Raw genomic sequence first — 20,003 nt, 5'->3', positions numbered from 1 at the left:
GCCTCACATCACTTAGAGAAGCCGCTGGTGTAGACGACGAGAAAGGAGAATCCATTGGCCGGTCATCGTTGACATTGGAAAATCGAACAGTATACAATCCGAGGCAGGGTACATCGCAGTGCTGACGGAAAGGTAGGCCCCATGGCTGTTTCTTCGGACACTCCCAACTCATCGTTTCTCAGTGTTGCGGTGCGAGGTCTGTCCAGCTCGGGCGCGGGATTCGGTGGAAAAACTCGTGGCGTTCCAGCAGCACACCAAGCGAACGGGTCGCGCGAAACAATTCTCCTGTCGGATGGGTCATCTCCCAATACTGTACGCCGCCAGCTTTCCCGCCTCGGCTTGCATCGGGTGGCGATCTTTGTGCCCTGGATCGGATTCATCATCATTTTCGGCGCATTGCGCCCGGATGCATTCCTCTCCGCAGGAAGCCTCTTTGCTATCCTCAATTCGCAGAGCCCCCTCGTATTCCTCGCGATCGCCATCGTTCCCACACTCGTGGTGGGCGACTTTGACCTTTCGGTAGCGGCAAATGCTGCGTTCACGTCAACGATTATTGCAACGATGACTACCATTTATGGGTGGTCGCTGTGGTCCGCGATCGCATTGGGTGTGTTGTCTGCACTCATCATCGGGCTGACCAGCGCGTTCCTCGTAGTGGGGCTCAGACTCAACTCGATCATCATGACACTGGGAATGGCGACACTGATCGACGGCATCGCAACGCTCATCAGCGGATCCCAGACTTTGTCGGGGCTTAGCTCGGAGTTCACCGCTGCATTCACGTTTCGAGTGTTCGGAGTTCAACTCTCCGTCTTCTACATTCTTGTGGTCGCCGCGATCCTCGCCTACGTGCTTCAGTCGACTCCGCTCGGCCGACAGATGACCTTCACCGGACAAGCGCCGAAAGCCGCCAAGCTCGTGGGAATCAACACCGATCGCCTCCGCTACGGCGCATATGTTGGCGGTGCGCTCCTTGCATCCCTGTCGGGCATAGCAGCGGTGGCCAGTCAGGGTGGGATAACCCCAGGTCTGTCGGGCTCCCAACTTCTGCCCGCCTTCGCCGCAGCCTTTTTCAGCACAGTTGTCTTCACCATCGGCAAGTTCAATGTTTGGGGAACAGTCGTCGCTATCTACTTCCTCACGACAGGGATCGTCGGACTTCAAATTCTTGGCCTGAGTGGCTGGGTGACGGACGTGTTCTACGGCGGAGCGCTGGTGCTAGCGGTCGCTGGATTCACTGTTGCACGACGTCGAATCACCGGAGAGCGCGACTAGTCACGCGATAATTGAAAGAGGCAATGAACATGCTAAAAATCCACAATCGACTTCTGCAGAGCAAAGAAGTCGGTGAGGTTTCGACAACCAAGCCTCGCACCAAGCGTTTGGCTGTGATCGCCCTCGCGGCAGCGGCCTCGCTAATTCTTGCGGGCTGTAGTGGCACGCCCACTGATAACAGTCCAGGACAGTCCAGTGATTCGGCAACTGTCGCCGCCGCAGTGAAAGCGGCGGAGGCACGCTTTGTCGAAGCGCAGAAGGCGATCACAAAGTTCGACGCTCCTGGCCCAGACTTCAGTGTTAAAGGCTTGGCCGGCAAAACCGTGTGGTACGTGGTTCTCGACTATTCGATCCCGTTCTTCCACGTTGTTGGCGATGTCATGAAGGGCGCGCTTGCCGAAGCCGGGGTCGGCATGTCGGTCTGCGATGGGAAGGGTAACCCCAGCAGCATCAGCCAGTGCATGCTTCAGGCCATCGGTGCTGGCGCAGGGGCGATCATTGCGGACGGCCCGAGCCCAGCGATTATCGGCTCTCAAATGGCTGAGGCGAAAGCCGCCGGCATTCCGGTGATCATCGGTGACAACCTCGACCCCGACAGCCCCATCCCCCCAGGTGCGTCCGCCGTTGTCGCTAATTCGGCCTCCAAAGAGGGCGAGTTGTTCGGCGACGCCGTGCTGACGCTGGGCAAGGGGAAGACAAGCATTCTTGTCGTCTCGACGCTTGACGTGGCGCAGGGCGAGTTGCTCGCCAAAGGCCCGGTTGACGCTGTGAAGTCTGTTTGTGATACCTGCACCGCCGAAGTGGTCAATGTTCCCATTGCCAAGTGGGCGACGGATTTGCAAGCTACCGTGCAGGCAAAGTTGGTGGCGAATCCGAACATCAGCTACGTTGTTGTCAACTTCGACAGCATGACACCGTTCATCCGCCCGGCCCTCGCCGGCACAGATATCAAGATCATCACTCAGAACGCTAACGTTGCGCAGATGAAGGACCTCGCAGACGGCAAAGAGGTGGTTGTCGAGATTGGGTCTGACATGGGATGGCAGGGCTGGGCGTTCGCCGATCAGGCGCTCCGTTTGATGGCAGGCGAACAGCCCGTGACCCATTGGATTCCGTTGCGTTTGTTCACACAGGACAACGTGAAGGGACTGACGATCGATGAGAAGACTGCTGGTACCCAGGAATGGTACGGCGGCCCAGAGCTCGAGACGTTGATGACCGAGGGCTTTTTGAAGATGTGGGGGTTGGCTGGTTGAGCCCCGCAGGGGTGCCGTCTCCAGTGGGATCACCGGACCAGCCGCTACTTGAATTGCGTGATGCCCGAATAACATTCGGGGAGACTCATGCACTGCAGGGAGTTTCCCTTCATCTCAACGCAGGGAGTGTGCATGGCCTAGTGGGCCAGAATGGCTCTGGTAAATCGAGCATCGTCAAGATTCTCACTGGGATTTACCGGCCGGAGCAGACTACGAAGTTACTCGCTGGAGGAGAAGAACTTCACTTGCCGGTTTCGTCTGCTCACCTGGCGGCGGGACGCATCGGGGTTGTCCATCAGGACATTGGCATCGCTCCCTCGCTCAGCATCGTTGACAATGTTCTCGCGCGGCACTACCCGACGTCAGCGTTGTGGCACATCGAGAAACGCACTGGGCGAGACATGGCCCACCGGATTCTCGGCCGACTCGGACTGAACGTGGACGTCACGAAGCTCGCTTCCACCCTGACCGAAGCGGAGAAGTCGATACTCGCTTTCGCTCGGGCGCTCTATGATATTGAGCGCTCGGGCGGGACCGGGCCCGGCGTGCTGATTCTGGACGAAGTGACCGCGCGCTTAGGACCAAGCGATTCAGAAACTGTCGTCTCCACGATCCAACGACTCCGCGATGACGGCTGGGGCATTCTCTTCGTCGGCCACAGACTCGATGAGGTGGTGAAACTGTGCGACGTCGTTACGGTGATCCGGGACGGACAGGTAGCGGGGAAGCTGCTAGCTCCACAGGTCACCACGGATTCACTTGTGAGCTTGGCGATGGGGGAGTTGCCTGACCTCGGCAGTACACCTCCGCCCGCAGCGGGCGACAAGGAAAAGCGCGCGACCTTCGCGGTGCGAGTGGACGCTGGGCCGCTCCGGGACACTCGGTTCAGTGGCTACGACGGCGAGGTCCTCGGAATCACGGGGCTCGCGGGATCCGGCGTCGATACTCTGCCATATGCGTTGGTCGGACACATACCGCTGCGTGCGGGAGAATTGAGAGTTGGTGACGAGCAGTTTCGCCTGGACGACATGACGCCAAGCAAAGCTTTGCGTCACGGAATTGGCTTGATTCCAGGGGACCGGCTCATCAATGGGGTCGCTGGTGTACTCACGGTACAGGAGAACCTCGCGATTACTGAGCTCACCAACATCAGAGGTCGCCAGCTGTTGTCGCGAGTCAATCTGCGTAAGCTCGATGCGGTCACCAAAGAGCAAATCCGCAAATATCGCATCACGCCGACAGACCCCAGCCGCAAAGTTGCAAACCTCAGTGGAGGAAACCAACAGAAGATTCTGGTCGCGAGAATTCTCGAGCAGAACCCTCAAATGTTGATTGCGCACGAGCCGACGGCCGGTGTCGATGTTGGGGCGCGAGCCGAAATTTTTCACCTTATCCGGGAGTCTGCCCGAAATGGTTGCGCCACCATTGTGTGCTCACAGGATGTTGATGAGGTGTGGGATGCTTCAGACCGGGTGCTTGTGCTCTCCCACGGAAGGGTCGTCGCAGACCTTGACACCGCGGTTGATGACCAGAGTCTTTGTATGCGAGCGATTCTTTCATCGGGCTCTGAGTCCAATGCGCCGCAGTGAGCCCTCTGACGTCGCGCGGCGCCGGAACACGGCAGAGCGGCCACAGAGATGATGCTGTCGATATCCTCCGGCGCGGAGGCGCTGAGGCGCGGCGAGACGACCAGTTTGAGATTGACGCAGGCAGTGCTAGCCGCCGCCGACGACTTGGACGAGACACTGGGAGTTTTCCTAGCGCGTTTCGATCACGAGGCGCTCGCCGCGGCAGAGAAAGCGGATGAAGAACTGGCCAGCGGAATAGACCGTGGTCCCTTGCACGGTATCCCACTCGCCATCAAAGACAACATTGTGACGCGTGAAACCACTGCCCTCGCTCAGAGTGCGGTGCGACGCGGTGGTGTCGGGAATGAGCCTGATTCCGTGGTGGCATCTCGGTTGCGCACTGGCGGTGCCATCATTGTCGGTAAAACAACGTTGATGGAATTTGGAATCGGCCTACCCACCAGCTCTCACGGATTTCCGGTTCCCCGCAACCCTTGGGATATCTCCAGGTGGAGCGGAGGGTCCAGCTCAGGAAGTGCAAGCGGAGTCTCGGCAGGCCTCTTTTTCGGAGCTCTGGGAACGGACACTGCTGGCAGCATTCGGATTCCTGCTGCGTTCTGTGGAGTCACCGGGCTGAAGCCGACGTTTGGTTTGGTTCCTCGCGATGGCACGATACCGCTCGGATTCAGCTACGACACCGTTGGGCCAATCGCTCGTAGCGCCCGTGACTGCGCGATCATCCTGACGCAGATCGCAGGCAACCATGAACGTGACGGGTCCGAGCCGGGTTCTGCGCTGCCAGACTTCACTGCTCGGCTTGGCGGAACACTGGACGGCCTCCGGCTGGGTGTACACCGGCGAGAGCGGTCGGCACGCGACTCGTTTGCTGACGTCGAACTCCGAGAACATATGGATGCCGCAGTCGATGTTCTTCGGAATCTCGGTGCAGAAGTCGTCAATGTTGACATCCCGTATTATGACGAACTCACGACGAGCACGATGGTCGGAGAATTGGCTGAAGCTTTCGCATATCATCGTCGCAATCTGCAGGAGCACTGGAATCTGTACGGCCGCGACACGAGAATGACGCTCGCTTCTGGTTCATTGGTTTCCGGCCCTGACTTCGTTCAGGCCCAGCGCGTGCGCCGGATCGGGCAGCAGGCCGTGGGTCACTTGTTCGATACGGTCGATGCGGTGATTTCAGCAACGGTGTCAGGCACCGCCCCGTCGCTGCCGATTGCGTCATTCGACGATCTTGTAGCGCAAGTCAATACCCCTGTTTGGAACGCCACGGGTAACCCGGCCATATCAATACCCATAGGGTTTGACATGAACGGACTTCCGTTAGCGATGCAGGTGGCCGGAGACCTGATGGCGGATCCACTCGTCTTGGCAATTGCGGATGCTTTCCAAGGGGCAACAGAATGGCATAGTGCTATCCCACCCGTCGGTTCCTCCCGGATCCAAGATGCTATCGGTATGCAGACCGGCCTTACCTCCAAGTCACGGGGTCGAGTGTCATGAGCTCGGCGTACGACACGGTAGTGTCACTGCTTGCTGCTTCTGGTCTAGATCTGACTTCGGAAGAGACCGAAACCCTAGCGGCCTCCTACCCGAAACTGCGCGCAGCCGTCGATGCGCTGTACGACGTCGCCGTGCGCGACGAGGAACCCGTTTTGGAATTCCGTCCCGAGCCTCATGGCACGGTCCTGAAGGACGCTCGTCGTACTCACGAGAACACAAAGGAATGAAAGGGTTCGTCTGATGGCAAATGTATTGATCGCTGGAGGAGCGACAGGAATAGGACTCGCGGCGCTGAGGGCTTTTCGTCAACGCGGAGATTCGGTGCTGCTCGCAGATATTGATTTCGAAGCTGCAAACGCAGCCGTTCGCGAAGAAGGCGTGGGAAGAGCTGCCGCAATGCACTGCGACCTGGCCGTGCCGGCGAATGTGCTCGAGGCCGTCGCCGCCGCTGTAGATTTTGGGGCGGGCGAACTAGACGTGGTTTTTAGCAGCGCGGGTCTGCTCAGGGTGGCGCCACTGGAGGATTGGAGCCTGGACGATTGGGATAGGACCATTGCGGTCAACCTCCGTGCGCCTTTTCTTCTGGCCCAAGCATCGGCACCACATCTCAAGAAGTCTTCTATTGCGAGCATGATATTCACGTCCTCCACCGGTGCATATCGCGGGACCGCCGGTGCCTTTGCCTACAGTGCGTCCAAGGCGGGCCTTGTAAACCTTGTTCGGGCTCTCGCCGACGAACTGTCTCCAACTGGGGTTCGCGCGAACTGTCTCTGCCCAGGATGGGTCGACACGCCATTCAATGACTCGTTCTGGTCTCAGCAGGACGATCAGATCGCTGCTCGCACAGCGCTAGAAGCCCGCATCCCCATGCGGAGACAAGGCACGCCTGAGGACATGGTCGGTGCAATTCTTTATCTTGGCTCGGATTCCTCCGCTTACATGACGGGGCAGTCGATCATATTGGATGGCGGCTATTCCGCAGTCTGACGAAGCATCGGTGTCAGATGGCAATTCGTGTCTGCCGGCAGATGGAAGACATGACGACTCCACCCTGACAATGACTAGTCATGCGGCGCAATCACATATTGTGAACAATTCGAGTGCTGCTGATACGGGAATGTGGAATGAGCTTTGCTGCTCCAACTGGTGCGCAGGCGGTTATTCGCTGCGGACTTCGGCACGCCGCTGACCGAAGCAATAAGACGACAGATCGCGAATCGGATTCGACGCGGCTCCATTGAGGTCGACTGGCTGGAGGCGATAGTCTCCGGGAGTGGCTCTTGCAATAGGATTGCCGATACAAGCAAATTCGGGCGTGTCTCAACGTGATCACGCTGCTCGATCCGCCGGCGGGCACACTCAGACTCGTGGGATGTGTCGAAGTGCTGACTCATCGATCGCTTTCGATGACGCGGAAGTCGGCGCACTCAACGCGGACGCCATCAAAGAATTCAGGCGTGCCAAGGTCGGGTACTTGACGCGCTCGTGAGGAGTGACGTAGCCTTCAAAAGAACGCAAATTGTATACACTATCGTGTTGTTTGATTGAGCGTCTTGTCTCGACGCGGAGCTTCCCGCTGGGGGACCGCCACATATAGAGAGGTCTTCGATGAAACTCACCGCTGATGTCGTAGTCATTGGAGGGGGAGTAATTGGCACGTCGGCCGCTTATTTCCTTAGCAAAGCCGGCGCTGACGTTATCGTCGTAGAGAAAGAGCATGTTGCGGCAGGCGCGAGCGGACACGGTCCCGGCTTCTTCAATGCGTTCGGTGGCGACTTCTCCCGGGGCGATCACCTCGCGCTCGGACTTGAGAGCATCAGACTCATCCGCGAAAACCGTGAGCATCTGGAGCAGTTTCAGGAAGAACCTCACTGGTTCAACGACCGGCCGAGCATTGCGCCCGCGTTCAGCGAGGATTCCCGACAACACGTCAGGGAAATGTATGACACGAACGGTTCACAACTAGAGGCCGCGGGCTGTGGTGGAACGTGGTTCGAGGCAGAAGACCTGATCAAAGAAGAACCGCTCCTCGGGTCGAACGTTCTCGGCGGCTACATTTTTCCTTCTGTTATTCAGATTGATGGCTGGAAACTCTCGAGACTGTATATGTCAGCGGCAAAAGAAATGGGGGCACGGCTTGTCACTGGCGAGGTTCTGGGTCTCGACTGGGACAAGAACCGCGCCAGCGGGGTTCGACTGGCAGACGGTACCCAGATCTCCAGCGGTTCCGTTGTCGTGGCGATGGGGTCCTGGACTCCAGTAGCTTCGGTCTGGCTGGGGTTTCCTCTACCGATCTGTAATTTGAAGGGCCAACTGCACATCCTTCGAGTGCCGGGGGGCCACGACTTGAAGCACCATGTGATTGAGCGAATTGCTGTCATGCAGTACCCGAACGGAGAGTACCTGCTTGCCGCGACGCCCGACCCCGCACCAGGCGGGGGGCTTCGCCCGACGGATGCGTACATCCGCCCTCTCTATGAAACCAACGCCTTACCGGAGGACACGGACCTGCTTTTCGAAACGGGTCTTTCCATGTTCCCTTTTCTCAAAGGTGCGGAGATTGTCAAAGACCTCGCTGGTGGTCGACCGATGTCTGTCGACCTCCTGCCGATGATCGGAGCAACTCCCGCCTTGGACAATGTCTTCATCGCTGCCGGACACGGCCGAAAGGGGATCCACCTGTCGGCCGTTACTGGAAAGCTCACGGCTGACCTCGCACTCACGGGCAAGACCGACCTTGATCTCAACATTGACGCGTATTCGCCCATGCGTTTTATGCCCCCGAAGCTCTAGTTCGACCGAAGCTCCAATTCGACGACGATGTCTCCGAAAGGTTTGGGACTGATTGATGATCACTCATTTGATTCTCATGAATCTGAGCCAGGCTGGGGACAGTCCGTTCGTGACGGCTCAAGTGCTATCTCTGGAGAGTCAGGTGCCGGGGTTGACTAAGGTGCGCGGCGGACCAAGCGCCGTGCAGTTGCAAACAACGTGGGATCTGGGCTTCGTGATGACTTTCGTCGATGCGGATGCCGTCCGCGCGTATCAGACGCATCCGGCGCATCTCGAGGTGGGATCGAAGGTTCGGGAAATGATCCGCGAAATGGCAACGTGCGACATCGGAGACGATCTGTCGCTGGAAACTTCGCACGACGACGTCTCAAAAATAACAAGGAGTGCACATGAACAACGCTGATGCTCTGAACCCCGCCGAGCATATCGTGATCCCGAACGCAAGGGCCGAACACCACCGCATCACCCAGGTAGAAGGAGTCTCCCTCTCTGGTCCGGTCGACGTGAGAGTTCTGTCTGAGGGCGAGGACATGATACTTCTGGAGGTGACGATGCCGCCGAATGCGGCTTCTAACCCGCATACTCACGACCATGAGAGTGTCGGCTATCTGGTGAGTGGGCGCGCACAGACCGTTGTGGACGGCGAAACCTTTGACCTCGCGCCAGGAGATGGTTTCAGACATCCTGTCGGAGTGCTCCACCACATGAAGGCAGGGGACGAGGGCGCTGTATGGCTGGAGATCAAGTCGCCGCCGACTAGAACGTGGTGACGTAGCGCGAGTCCGCTACCTGAGAGCCACCAGCAGCTCGTTCTCCAGAACGGGTGGGACATGGACCGATACAAGCGCTGGCTTGCCGACGTGGCCCGTCGACAATTCAGCCAGTGCTTTTGAGCGGCGGCATCGGTCGGAGTTCGCCCGACGAACACGTCGTTAGCTGACGGCCTGCTTCAACAGTGCCACCAGGCGCTTCTGATCGGCGGCGGTCAACTTGGTCACAGCATATGAGTTCGGCCAGAAATTGCCGTCGTCGAGATTCGCGTCCGGCTGGAAGCCGATGGTGGCATACCGCACCTTGAATTTGGCAGCGGCCTGGAAAAAAACCACGACCTTGCCTTCAGCGTTCGTGTACGCAGGCATTCCGTACCAAGTTTTTGCGGTCAGGGCGGTGTGCTTCTTGACCAGCTGGTGCAGGGTCTCGGCCAACTCCTTGTCTGTGCCCGTCATCTCGGCGATTGCAGTGAGGCACGCCGCCTCCAAGTCTGCGCCCTGCTTCGCGGCCTTCGCTTCGGCCGCTGCCGCCCGCATGGCAGCTTTTTCCTCTTTGCTGAAGGTTGTGTTCATGGTCTGTTCCTTCCGCTGGTGCGCCGTACGTTACTCACTGTAGTTGGAATCATGAGGACCTGGTTCATCGGTTCTGCCTGGCGTGGTTTGCATCCGTGCACACGAAGTCCTGTTCCCGCGCTGGCACCGATAGGGTGCACCGCAAGGGCTCTGCTCCAGGCTGTAACCAATTCCTGCTGAACAACGACCTGCGGATTCAAAGCCTTGCCGTCGCCGATCAGAAGAGGCCTAATGGTTGAGACACGATAAAGGAGCAACGATGCCTGGGCAGAAGAATTCACCGCTGAAGGATCCGGAACTCTACGAGAAATTGCGCGACGACGGTGCGTCCAAGGAGAAAGCTGCGCGGGTCTCCAATGCGATTGCAAATCGTGGAGCGTCCGAGGTGGGGCGCAAGGGTGGCGAATCTGGTTCGTACGAGGACTGGACCGTTGAGGATCTTCGCCGCCGGGCGAAGGAGTTGGGTCTGAGCGGATACTCGGGGAAGAGGAAGTCAGAACTCATCGATCAGTTACGGCACCACTAGTAGAGGCAAAGAAAACTCCTAGGTGAAGTGCTTGTCCGGCGCCGGCGCCGGCGCCGGCTTCAGCGCCGCGATAGTTCGATCGTGCCGCCCAGATCCGTGAGAGCTGTAGAGATCGGGCACCCGCGAGGCCGGCGTGCATGTCCCGTTTCCAGAGATCTATGCCCGTAAGCCCGGGAGGCTCGCCCGGGTCCACTCCGTGATTCACGACACAATGCACGGGCCGACGAACGGAGCAAGCCAAAGAGGATCAGAGCATCTTGCGCAAGGGTTCGAGGGCGCTCTCCACCGCCCTGGCCACGGGGCGCCGGGCCTCCCACTCCTCGCGGTTCACTCGCCGGCAGTTATTGCGGTCGGCTTGAAAGATGAGGTCCATGTTCGCGGCGAATGCGGGATCCTGCACCTCCAACACGGTCTCGTAATTGAACCGCAGACTCAACCGGTCGATGTTCGTGGTGCCCACCACCGACCAGTGACCGTCGATAGTCATGGTCTTCGCGTGGATCATGGCGTTCCGATAGAGCAAAAGAGTGATGTTCTCGTTCAGAAGTGCACTGTAGAAGCCGCGGGACAGCCAGTCCGCGACGATGTGGTTCGACTCTTCGGGAATCATTATCTGCACATCCACACCTCGCCGCGCCGCTTCGATCAGGGCGGCGAGAATCTGTTCATCGGGGATGAAATAGGCCGTGGTGAGGTGAATGTGAACCTGCGCGCGACTGATCGTGTCAAGGTACACGGCCCGGATCGGGTACACCAGATTCGCTGGGATGTTGTTGATGGCCCGAAGCGATGGGCCCCACGGCGTGGGATTGTGCGGTGACAGCTGAGGGGCGCGTCGGCCCGCGAGCTGATTCCAAACCTGCACGAACGAATGTCTCAGCTCGTAGACGGCTGGCCCAGAGAGCCGCACGTGCGTGTCACGCCACTCCGTCGCGTACAGCGAACCAATGTTGTACCCACCGATGAACGCGAACTCGTTGTCGACCACCATCAGTTTGCGGTGGGTCAGCCCGGCCGCGCGCAGCGGCGACAGCAACAGCGACAGGCGCACCGGCGGGAAATGGAACACGTGCACATCGGGATGGAAGCGGTAGAACGACCGCGGCACCACCAGGTTTCCGAACCAGTCGACAATGACGTAGACATCCACGCCCCTGGCCGCAGCGTCGTTGAGAGCGTCCCGGAACTCGTGCCCGACCTCATCCGACTTCCACAGGTAAGTTTCGAAAAGGATCTGATGGCGGGCGCCACGGATGGCCTTGAGCATGTCGCGGTACAGATTCTCGCCACGGGTGTACAGCGTCGTGACGGTGTCATCGACAGTGGCCTCGAAGGATCCCGGATGTGGAAAACCAAACCGCTTGACACGGTCCTTCTTCTTGATGGCGTCTGCGATGGCCAGAGCCGCCGCCACTGCCACCTGCAGGGCCATCACCACCCCGAACAGCCGAAAGCTGAACCGGCGCGCCATCCGGTAACCCGTGCGCAGCGGTAACCGGAACATTATCCGAGTGTATCGCCCTGCGGCGGGTGACCTTCCGCGTCCGACCTGCCTCACGGTTCCGGTCTCAGCGCCGTCGCGTTGCGCCGGCCGGCATCGCCGTAGTTTTGGCGGGCTTTTCAGTGGTAGGGCTACGTTCCGGGGTCCGGATCATCGCCGCGCGACCACGCGATCTTGATGAGGCGGCGCAGCACGTCCTCATCAATGTCATCGAGCTTCTTGACGTACACGCAGCCCGCACCCTCGGTGTAGGTGCCGAGCTGGGGGAGCAGGTTCGCGCCCTCCGGGAGATCCTTCAGCCCGTAGATCGACAGGCTGGCCTTGCGTGGGGAGAAACCGGTCTTCGGCCAGTGGCCGTGTGTGCGCGGATTGGCCGGTGAGACATAGTGATAGCTGCGGACAGTGCTCGCCCTGGCTGCTCGACCACGGTCGGATGGCGACCCGGTCGGGTTCGCGCCGACACAGCGTCGGCCCAGCGTGGAGAGCCGCGCGCGGCCGGCGGATGAGCACGTCCGGCAGCTCTACGGCATGCCCGCCAGCCGCAGCAGGGCCGCGGCGAGGGCGCCGACGATCACGACCACGAGAAAAGGCGCGCGCAGCAGCGATGCGATCGCAGCGGCCACCAGGGCGCCCACGCGGGCATCGAACGTCAACTGGGTGCCGCTCGCCACCGCATTCACGACGGTGAGGGACGCCAGCAGGCCAATCGTCAGCGCTCCGGCGACCCGGGACATCCGTTTGCTCTTGAGCGCTCTCGCCGGAATCAGATAACCGACCAGCTTGGTGGCGAACGCGACCACGCAGGCGGCGATCACCCAGAACCACAATGACATCAGCGCCCCTCCTTGCTGTCAGATCCATGGGGGTACGGCTCGATATCCGGTTCCAGACCCTCATCCTCGGGCGCATGGCTGAACCAGCCCCAGACTCCGGCGACGACGGCCGCGACCAGGATCGGCACCCCCGGCGGCACGAAGGGAACCGCCAGCACTGTGGCCAGCGCACACACCACCGCGATCGCGACCGGCTCACGCGCCCGCAGCCGGGGCCAGAGCAGGGCGAGGAACGCGGCGACGGCGGCACCGTCGAGCCCCCAGGCCTTCGGATCGCCGAGCGCCTGGCCGAGCAGCGCGCCGAGCACCGTGAACAGGTTCCACAGCACGAAAATGCCCAGCCCGGCCACCCAGAAGCCGCGCTTCTGCTCGATCGGATCGTTCTGCCCGGATGCGGTGGCCATGGATTCGTCGATCGTCACGTGTGCGGCGGCGATCTTCCGCCAGCCCGACGGGCCCAGCAGAGCATTCATCTGCATTCCGTAGACGGTGTTGCGCAGTCCGAGCAGCGCCGCAGAGCCGAAGGCCGCCGCGCCGCCACCGCCGCCGGCGATCACGCCGATGAAGGCGAACTGCGAGCCGCCGGTGAACATCAGGGCGCTCAGCGCCACGGTCTGCCAGAAGGTCAGACCGCTGGCCACCCCCAACGCCCCGAACGAGATGGCGTACAGGCCCGTTGCCACCGCGATCGACAAGGCGACTTTGACGGCGGGTGATTCGCGAAATCTCACGTGGACAGTGTGTCGTTACCAGAGGTGTTCTGTCGAATTCGAACTACCGCAATGCGGGCGCTACGTTGTGGCGTGCGCATTACTGGGGGTACCGTTCGACTCCGGGTGCATCGTGCGCGATGACGACTACCCGACCAGCGCGCCGGGGGTGTTGTCGCTGGGGATGCCGGTCGCGGCCAGTCGCTCATTGTCTGAGCGATCGCCGAGTGCGGAAGTCACAGATGTCTCAAAAAAAGCTTCCCCGGGGCGCTCACCTCAGCTAGTGTTGCTTTACCCTCGGCGGGCGCAAACGTCATCGGCTGGCCGATTCCTGAATGCGAGCGAAAAGGAAGCAACCGTGACTGACCTCGAGAACCCTACAGCCGCTACGAACGCAGATGGTCCCGACGTGCACAACATCAAGGACTGGACAGACCTCGGCAAGGAAATGTGGTCTTACCTCACCGGTAGGAGTGCTGTCATCAACTACAGCTTCGTCGACATGACCGTTGAGGTGCCGCGTGATGTTGGACCCGACGCCCCGCGCGCCACGTGGAAGCTGAACGGAACCCTGAAGGTCACCACGAGCGAGGGCTCCGGCACCGAACCGCTTGCCCCGTAGCCATGAGCACGTCCACTCGACTAGACATCGACCTGGCTTTCTCACTCACGGAGCCGAACGGCACGCCTTCCGACCCGTCCGACGCTGCTGCTTCGGTGGCGGAACAGATGACCGGCACCATCACGGCCAGTGGCATGGACATCGAGATCTATTCGACCAAGCCCGAACTCTTTGCGCAGGCCGCAACGGTCAAACTCAAAGATCTCCGCGGTGTCGCCGCGGCACTGGCCGAGCGGGGTCTCACCGTGTCTCTGTCTGGTCCGGACGGCTTGATCGCGCGGCTTGGCGCTGTGCAGGCACCCGCCACCCAACGGCTTCTCACCGGCTCCTCGCATATCGGGCTCGGCAGCCGGACCGCGTTGGCTCCGTTTCTGCGCCCTCGCCGCTCCGCGGCGACCAAGCGCTCGGGGCCGCTGCTCCCACCGTCAACGCTGTTGCCGCTGCTGCCCACCTTTGATCGCCGCATTCGCCGGAGGATCACCACGACGCACTATGCGTCTGGGGCAGGTCGCCCCCGGCTGATCTTCGTCGTCGGTTCCGAGAACTGGAACGGTCAGAAGCCGCGCGAGTTTGACCTGCTGCCACACGTGACCACAATCGGATCGTCGCCGTCAGCCGATCTGCAACTCCCGGGTCTGGAGCCTTTGCACGCCGAGATTCGTCATGATGGCAATGACGAATATGTGCTCTACGCGCGAGGCGAGGTGGGAGGAGGTACACAGCCGCTTGCGGGCCAGGAAGAGAGTGGGCGGATCTTGCGAACGGGCGCGCGGATGGAAATGGGGCAATGGCGGATGGGTTTCTTCCGCGAGGAGTATGCCGACCACGGGCGGCCTTACGGCGGCCGACAGGGCGGTGAACTTTCGGACCAGAAACCGCAGCCCAGCCGGCGCATCGAGAGCCCGCCACCGGCTGCCGCGCCAGCGGAAGCCGCCGCGCCCAACACGGATCACACTCCAACGGACGAATTCGAGATCTAGTTTTCCGCACTAGTATCATTCGATCGACTACGAACGGCAGTGCCGATCCTGCGCGGAGTTCCGAACCCGAGTGCGTAATGGCCAGGGTCCCATCGTGCCGTCATCCGCTTACTTGACCGCAGCGCCAGCTGCGAGGTGACACACCTCCTCACCATGAGATAACCGGCGAAATTCCCGCAGCGGCTCGGGTCGCGGTGCTAGCGTAAGTAAAATCTTCCGACCGGTTCTTAGTGGAAAGGGGAATCATGCTTTCCATTGATGCCGACCGACTTGTCGCGGATCTCCAAGAACTCGGACAGATAGGCAGATCAAAAGGCGGCGGGTTGGACCGCAGTTCGTTCTCAACGGCAGATACTGAAGCTCGGCAATGGTACATGAGCCGTTGCGCCGAGGCGGGTTTGGCAGTGAAGATCGATGGCATCGGAAACATGATCGTTTGTTCGCCGAACGTCTCCGCCGAAGTTGCATCGCGCCCGGCAGTCTGGTCTGGCTCGCACATCGACACGGTTCCGAGTGGTGGTCAGTTCGATGGTGCGCTGGGCGCCGTGGCAGCCCTCGAATGCCTGCGCCGAATCCACGAAGAGGGCATCGCCCTGAATCGTCCGGTGTGCGTCGCTGTGTATTCTGACGAAGAGGGTAATTTCTCCAGTCTGCTGGGTTCTAGTGCACTTGTTCGAGGGTACTCACGCGATGAACTCGACGCCATGATCGGCAGGGACGGTGACCATTTTGTCGACACTTTTGAGGCTGCAGGTGGTGACATCGATGCCGCAACGCGAACGAGAATTGCGTCGGGCTCGTTACATGCCACGGTTGAGCTCCACATTGAGCAGGGCCCATTTCTGGAGCAACTCGGACATCAAATCGGCATTGTCACAGGAATTGTGGGAATGGGGGGAGGAGTTGTCACCTTTCGCGGCCGCAGCGACCACGCAGGAACCACACCAATGGCGGTACGCAGGGACGCTCTCGTCGCTGCGGGGGCGTTCCTGGCCTCTTGTCCGAGCCTCGCGACAAGTACCAGTAGTCGAGCAGTGGTCACCTGCGGGCTGATCTCAGTGGAACCTGCGAGCGCCAACGTAGTGCCGGGCGTAGCTCGGGTGACGATTGACTTTCGAGACCCGGATGCTGATCGAATGGTCACGCTCGAGACGAAGATCATCGATACTGCTCGCTCGATCGCCGAAGAGCACCATCTCGATGTTGATTTTGACTTCGAACGGACTATCCAGCCGGCTCCCCTGGATGCGAAAATTCAAGGGATGATCGAGGGGAACGCAAAAGCGCGCGGCCTCGTCGCAAGTCGGCTGTCATCAGCCGCCGGGCATGACTCGCAGAATATGGCCCTAGTGGCTCCCACGGGCATGATCTTTGTCCCAAGCATCGGCGGGCGCAGTCATTGTCCGGAAGAGAGCACCTCGTGGGCGGACGTGGAGAACGGCGCAAACGTCTTGCTTGATACCATCATTCAGCTAGCGACCTGATATTGCGTCTTGTCGGTTCCTTCGCATCTGGAACTGCGCAGACTTGATGGATGGTTCAGGTGACCCAATGGGCTGATCAATCACAAAATGCGAGCGTGTTTAGCGAGCATTTATCACGATTCAACTGTTGCGCTCTGCGACTGATATTGTTCCCCTACCAAAGTTTCTCACCCCAATAATGCTGCAATGTTGCCCCTCGGTGCATTTGCGATGAAAGGCACCTGATGAGCAAGAAGTTCTTCCTCTCGACCGTCGTGTTCGCGGCCGGCACCGCGTTGCTGTTGTCGGGGTGTGTCAACAACTCCGGCCCCGAAACGCCCGCAGCGAGCACGCCACCGTCATCGCAGGCCCCTGCCGCTGACGGCGTCGATGCGGCGGCCGCCGCCCTGCTCCCGGCGCGGATCAAAGATGCTGGGAAACTGGTCATTGGCATCGACCCCACCTACCCGCCGAACGAATCGAAGGATGACGCGGGCAACCCCATCGGCTGGGAGGTCGAACTCGGCGAGGCGCTCACGGCGAAGCTCGGCCTTGACCTTGAGTGGAAGATTTCGAGCTTCGAAAACATCATCCCCAGCGTCAACGCAGGCACCATGGATCTGGGGTTGTCGTCGTTCACCGACAACATCAAACGCGAGGAGCAGGTCGACTTCGTGAACTATTACTTCGCCGGCACCCTGTGGGCATCACCAGCGGGAAAAGCCGTCGACCCGGATGACGCATGCGGCCTGATCGTCGCCGTACAGGCAACCACACGCCAAGAGACCGACGAGCTCCCGGCAAAATCAGAGGCGTGCACGAAGGCGGGTAAGAAACCGATCGACATTCTTAAATTCGCGTCACAGGAGGAGGCGACGAGCGCGTTGGTGCTCGGCCGCGCGGACGCCATGACCGCAGCCGGGCCGGTCGTCGGCTACGCGGTTACCCAGACTGGAGGCAAGCTTCAGGTTGACGGGCAGGCTTTTGACGCGTCTCCCTACGGGATCGTGGTCAGCAAGAAGGAGACGGAACTGTCAAAAGCCACCCAGGCCGCCCTCCAATCGATGGTCGATGACGGCAGCTATATGAAAATCCTCGACAAGTGGGGGCAGTCGGCCGGCGCGGTGCAGGAAATTACGATCAACGCGGCCTCGAAAGGCAAGTAATAACGCGGCCGCGGGCGACAGAGCAAATCGGACGACGGTAGGGACTGGCAGCCGGTGGTGGAGTTCGATGGAGACATCGCAATCATCGGTGTCGGCGCCATGGGCAGCATGGCGATGTGGCGTTGCGCCTTGCGGTCTCAGGACGTGGTCGGCTTCGATACGACCTTCCCGGCCTCGGACAGGACGGCCGTGGGCGGCGACACCCGGCTGTTTCGCCGTGCGTACCAGGAAGGCGCAGGTTTCACCGACTTGCTCGCTGACGCGCAGCAGCTGTTCCATGAACTGAACGCCGACACCGCAGGGGTCTTCACCCAGTGCGGCGGACTGTCAATCGGCACCCGCGGCGGGGAGTATATGAGGTCTCTGGAAGCCAGCATCGCTGCATCCGGGGCAGATCACACTATTCTCGACCGCGACGAATTGATCAACCACTACCCACAGCACGCTTTGTTCGACGACGACTACGGCATTTTCGATCCGCTGGCCGGGGTGATCCGCTCGGATCAGGCGGTGCTCACGGCGGTACAGCTGGCCGAACAGGCTGGGGCAGTGCTGATCCGCAACACCCGCCTCATTTCGGTCGCGTCGGGACCGGGTCACGTCGACATCGCGTCCGACGATCGCCGCTGGAGGTTTCGCCGGGTAGTGGTGACGGGAGGCGCATGGTCTGCCGCACTGCTGCCTGAACGGCTCAGCGCCCACCTCATCGCGAAACGCTTGCCACTGACCTGGTTCGTCGCCAAGGAGCCCGAACGGTACTCCCCAGAACGGTTTCCGGTCTTCATTCGGGAGTCTCACGACCGTGTGCTCTATGGGGCGCCCTCGATCGACAACACCGCCGTCAAGGTGGCCGGCATGACGGCGTACGGTGCAGTGCATCCCGACCAACTGTCGCGTGACCTCAGCCCCATCGAGCTCGAGAGGGCAACGAGAATCGTCGCCGAGTTGCTTCCGGGTCTCTTCCCCTCCCCGGTGCGCGCCGATGCCTACCCTGACCAGTTCACGCTGGACAGAGTGCCGCTCATCGGTTGGATCGACGAGATGCCTGGCGTATACGTGGCGACGGGGTTCTCAGGTGGCGGTTTCAAGATGAGCCCGGCAGTTGGTGAGGCGATCGCGCAGGAGGTGGTGGGGAGACATCCGGTTCCTTCTGTGGCATTTGCTCGTCCCGCGCGAGTAAGGAATGTGCTGTGAAAGTAGTCATCATTGGTGCTGGCGTGGTCGGCCTGTCAATCGCGGTAAACCTCGCGCGACGCGGAGCGGAGGTAACGGTCATCGAGCGCAATTCGGCCGGGTCTGGAACCTCGTCGACGTCATATGCCTGGGTGAACGCGAACAACAAGGAGCCGCAGAGCTACTTCGATTTGAACCTCGCCGGCATGAGAGCGCACGCCGAGATCGCCGGCTCGGGCGCGTGGTTGCAGCAGACAGGCCACGTCGAATTGGCCACGGATGACGCGCACCGCTTTGAACTTGAAGAGCGCACGGCCAGGCTTCAGCAAATGGGGTACCCTGCCGAGCACATCTCGGCCTCGCGTGCGCGCGAACTGGTGCCCGACCTCCTCATTCCCGACGATTGCGATTCCATCGTCTCCTTCGCGAGCGAGTCGTGCTGTTACCCGTTGCCCTTTGTCGGCCATCTTCTTCGGGAAGCGGCGCTGGAGGGGGTGACAATCCTCACCGGTCTGAACGTGGAGCGTCTGGAGGCACGGGGTCACGGCGCGAACGTCATCCTCGAGGACGGCACTGTATTGGCGGCGAATCATGTGGTGAGCGCGGCCGGACGCTGGACCAATCAGATCACGGCGCTCGCCGGGGTGCCGCCGGTGATGTTCGAGTTCACCGAGCCTGGAGACGTCACCGTCGGTTACCTCACCATCACGAATCCGCTTCCCACATCGCTGACAGGACTCGTCACGAGCCCGCGGCTCAACGTGCGACCAGCCGGTGGCGGCCGGTTGATGCTGCAGGCGCTCGACCTTGACGTGAGCGCAGATCCGACGTGCGTGCCGGACACCAGTTCGGTCATTGCCACGGAGTTCATCGACCGGTTGCGTGGGGTTCTCCAGAACACCGCTGAAGCGGAGATCGTCGAACTGCAGGTGGGGCAGCGGGCCATGCCGCGGGATGGCCTCAGCGTGATCGGCCCCGCGGAATCGGCGCCGTGGTTGTACCTTGTGGCCACGCACAGCGGCATCACACTGGCCCCACTGCTTGGTTCGGGCGTCGCGGGGGAGATCTTCGGCGACTCAGAGCCCCTTTTCGCGGACTTCAGACCGAGTCGGCTTGCAGGGGACAAGGTGGTGAACGTGCCCGAGGCTCCGCGCCACCCGGGGGAGCAGTAGCCGAGCCTGCTCCGCGCACGTGGAGCCCGAGAGAATGAGAATCTCGTGTCGCCGGTCGGTGGGCTGACTGCCCACACGCGATTCTCAACAAACATCTG

General features: G+C 60.6%; 20 protein-coding genes. 16 read left to right on the top strand and 4 right to left on the bottom strand.

Annotation, left to right across the window (positions count from 1 at the left end):
* The first annotated feature begins 348 nt into the window (after window positions 1–348).
* The 9 genes from DL891_RS07855 to DL891_RS07815 all read left to right on the top strand — a co-directional run bounded on the left by DL891_RS07855 (window position 349) and on the right by DL891_RS07815 (window position 9,186).
* On the top strand, window positions 349–1,275 hold the full coding sequence (locus DL891_RS07855; RefSeq protein ID WP_157962440.1) for an ABC transporter permease: 927 nt from the start codon (window positions 349–351) through the stop codon (window positions 1,273–1,275).
* Window positions 1,276–1,298: 23 nt separating this feature from the next.
* On the top strand, window positions 1,299–2,531 hold the full coding sequence (locus DL891_RS07850; protein ID WP_111719864.1) for a substrate-binding domain-containing protein: 1,233 nt from the start codon (window positions 1,299–1,301) through the stop codon (window positions 2,529–2,531).
* Window positions 2,459–4,120: an ATP-binding cassette domain-containing protein gene (locus tag DL891_RS07845; RefSeq protein ID WP_111719863.1), complete on the top strand. Its 1,662-nt coding sequence runs from the start codon at window positions 2,459–2,461 to the stop codon at window positions 4,118–4,120. The genes DL891_RS07850 and DL891_RS07845 overlap by 73 nt, the downstream gene beginning before the upstream one ends.
* A gap of 48 nt (window positions 4,121–4,168) precedes the next feature.
* Entirely contained in the window at window positions 4,169–5,623 is a 1,455-nt protein-coding gene (locus tag DL891_RS07840) for an amidase (RefSeq protein WP_111719862.1), read from the top strand.
* Window positions 5,624–5,643: 20 nt separating this feature from the next.
* Window positions 5,644–5,850: a hypothetical protein gene (locus DL891_RS07835; protein ID WP_157962439.1), complete on the top strand. Its 207-nt coding sequence runs from the start codon at window positions 5,644–5,646 to the stop codon at window positions 5,848–5,850.
* Window positions 5,851–5,863: 13 nt separating this feature from the next.
* Window positions 5,864–6,610 carry an SDR family NAD(P)-dependent oxidoreductase gene (locus DL891_RS07830; RefSeq protein WP_111719860.1) on the top strand — a complete coding sequence of 249 codons (747 nt, stop codon included), beginning with the start codon at window positions 5,864–5,866 and terminating at the stop codon, window positions 6,608–6,610.
* Between the two features lie 621 nt (window positions 6,611–7,231).
* Complete coding sequence (locus DL891_RS07825) at window positions 7,232–8,416, top strand: FAD-binding oxidoreductase (protein ID WP_111719859.1); 1,185 nt, start codon at window positions 7,232–7,234, stop codon at window positions 8,414–8,416.
* A gap of 55 nt (window positions 8,417–8,471) precedes the next feature.
* Window positions 8,472–8,819 carry a Dabb family protein gene (locus tag DL891_RS07820; protein WP_111719858.1) on the top strand — a complete coding sequence of 116 codons (348 nt, stop codon included), beginning with the start codon at window positions 8,472–8,474 and terminating at the stop codon, window positions 8,817–8,819.
* Window positions 8,806–9,186, top strand: a complete 381-nt coding sequence (locus DL891_RS07815) for a cupin domain-containing protein (RefSeq protein ID WP_111719857.1) — start codon at window positions 8,806–8,808, stop codon at window positions 9,184–9,186. Before DL891_RS07820 ends, DL891_RS07815 begins: the two co-directional genes overlap by 14 nt.
* A gap of 162 nt (window positions 9,187–9,348) precedes the next feature.
* Here DL891_RS07815 and DL891_RS07810 read toward each other — a convergent pair whose 3' ends face one another.
* A complete protein-coding gene (locus DL891_RS07810) occupies window positions 9,349–9,759 on the bottom strand; it encodes a DUF1801 domain-containing protein (RefSeq protein ID WP_111719856.1) in 411 nt (136 codons plus the stop codon).
* A gap of 259 nt (window positions 9,760–10,018) precedes the next feature.
* On the opposite strand from DL891_RS07810, the gene DL891_RS07805 reads away from it, so the two are divergent.
* Window positions 10,019–10,285, top strand: a complete 267-nt coding sequence (locus DL891_RS07805) for a Rho termination factor N-terminal domain-containing protein (RefSeq protein WP_111719855.1) — start codon at window positions 10,019–10,021, stop codon at window positions 10,283–10,285.
* 247 nt (window positions 10,286–10,532) lie between these two features.
* On the opposite strand, the gene DL891_RS07800 is transcribed toward DL891_RS07805, so the two are convergent.
* From DL891_RS07800 to DL891_RS07785, 3 genes are all read right to left on the bottom strand, one after another.
* On the bottom strand, window positions 10,533–11,789 hold the full coding sequence (locus tag DL891_RS07800; RefSeq protein ID WP_232819060.1) for a phosphatidylserine/phosphatidylglycerophosphate/cardiolipin synthase family protein: 1,257 nt from the start codon (window positions 11,787–11,789) through the stop codon (window positions 10,533–10,535).
* A gap of 518 nt (window positions 11,790–12,307) precedes the next feature.
* Window positions 12,308–12,619, bottom strand: a complete 312-nt coding sequence (locus tag DL891_RS07790; RefSeq protein WP_111719853.1) for an AzlD domain-containing protein — start codon at window positions 12,617–12,619, stop codon at window positions 12,308–12,310.
* A complete protein-coding gene (locus DL891_RS07785) occupies window positions 12,619–13,350 on the bottom strand; it encodes an AzlC family ABC transporter permease (RefSeq protein ID WP_111719852.1) in 732 nt (243 codons plus the stop codon). Before DL891_RS07785 ends, DL891_RS07790 begins: the two co-directional genes overlap by 1 nt.
* A gap of 337 nt (window positions 13,351–13,687) precedes the next feature.
* Between DL891_RS07785 and DL891_RS07780 the strand changes: the two genes are divergently transcribed.
* The 6 genes from DL891_RS07780 (at window position 13,688) to DL891_RS07755 (ending at window position 19,905) form a co-directional block, all read left to right on the top strand.
* Window positions 13,688–13,951 carry a hypothetical protein gene (locus DL891_RS07780; protein WP_198668811.1) on the top strand — a complete coding sequence of 88 codons (264 nt, stop codon included), beginning with the start codon at window positions 13,688–13,690 and terminating at the stop codon, window positions 13,949–13,951.
* Window positions 13,952–13,953: 2 nt separating this feature from the next.
* Window positions 13,954–14,931: an FHA domain-containing protein gene (locus DL891_RS07775; RefSeq protein ID WP_232819059.1), complete on the top strand. Its 978-nt coding sequence runs from the start codon at window positions 13,954–13,956 to the stop codon at window positions 14,929–14,931.
* Between the two features lie 245 nt (window positions 14,932–15,176).
* The gene (locus DL891_RS07770; protein WP_111719851.1) at window positions 15,177–16,415 is read left to right on the top strand and encodes a Zn-dependent hydrolase; all 1,239 of its coding nucleotides are present in this window, start codon (window positions 15,177–15,179) and stop codon (window positions 16,413–16,415) included.
* A 224-nt stretch (window positions 16,416–16,639) separates the two neighbouring features.
* On the top strand, window positions 16,640–17,560 hold the full coding sequence (locus tag DL891_RS07765) for an ABC transporter substrate-binding protein (RefSeq protein WP_111719850.1): 921 nt from the start codon (window positions 16,640–16,642) through the stop codon (window positions 17,558–17,560).
* Window positions 17,561–17,614: 54 nt separating this feature from the next.
* A complete protein-coding gene (locus DL891_RS07760) occupies window positions 17,615–18,754 on the top strand; it encodes an FAD-dependent oxidoreductase (protein ID WP_111719849.1) in 1,140 nt (379 codons plus the stop codon).
* The gene (locus DL891_RS07755; protein ID WP_111719848.1) at window positions 18,751–19,905 is read left to right on the top strand and encodes an FAD-binding oxidoreductase; all 1,155 of its coding nucleotides are present in this window, start codon (window positions 18,751–18,753) and stop codon (window positions 19,903–19,905) included. Before DL891_RS07760 ends, DL891_RS07755 begins: the two co-directional genes overlap by 4 nt.
* Window positions 19,906–20,003: the final 98 nt, after the last annotated feature.

It is taken from the genome of Homoserinimonas sp. OAct 916 (genome assembly GCF_003260275.1).
Classification (GTDB): domain Bacteria; phylum Actinomycetota; class Actinomycetes; order Actinomycetales; family Microbacteriaceae; genus OACT-916.
This window is presented reverse-complemented; position numbering and strand designations above follow the sequence as displayed.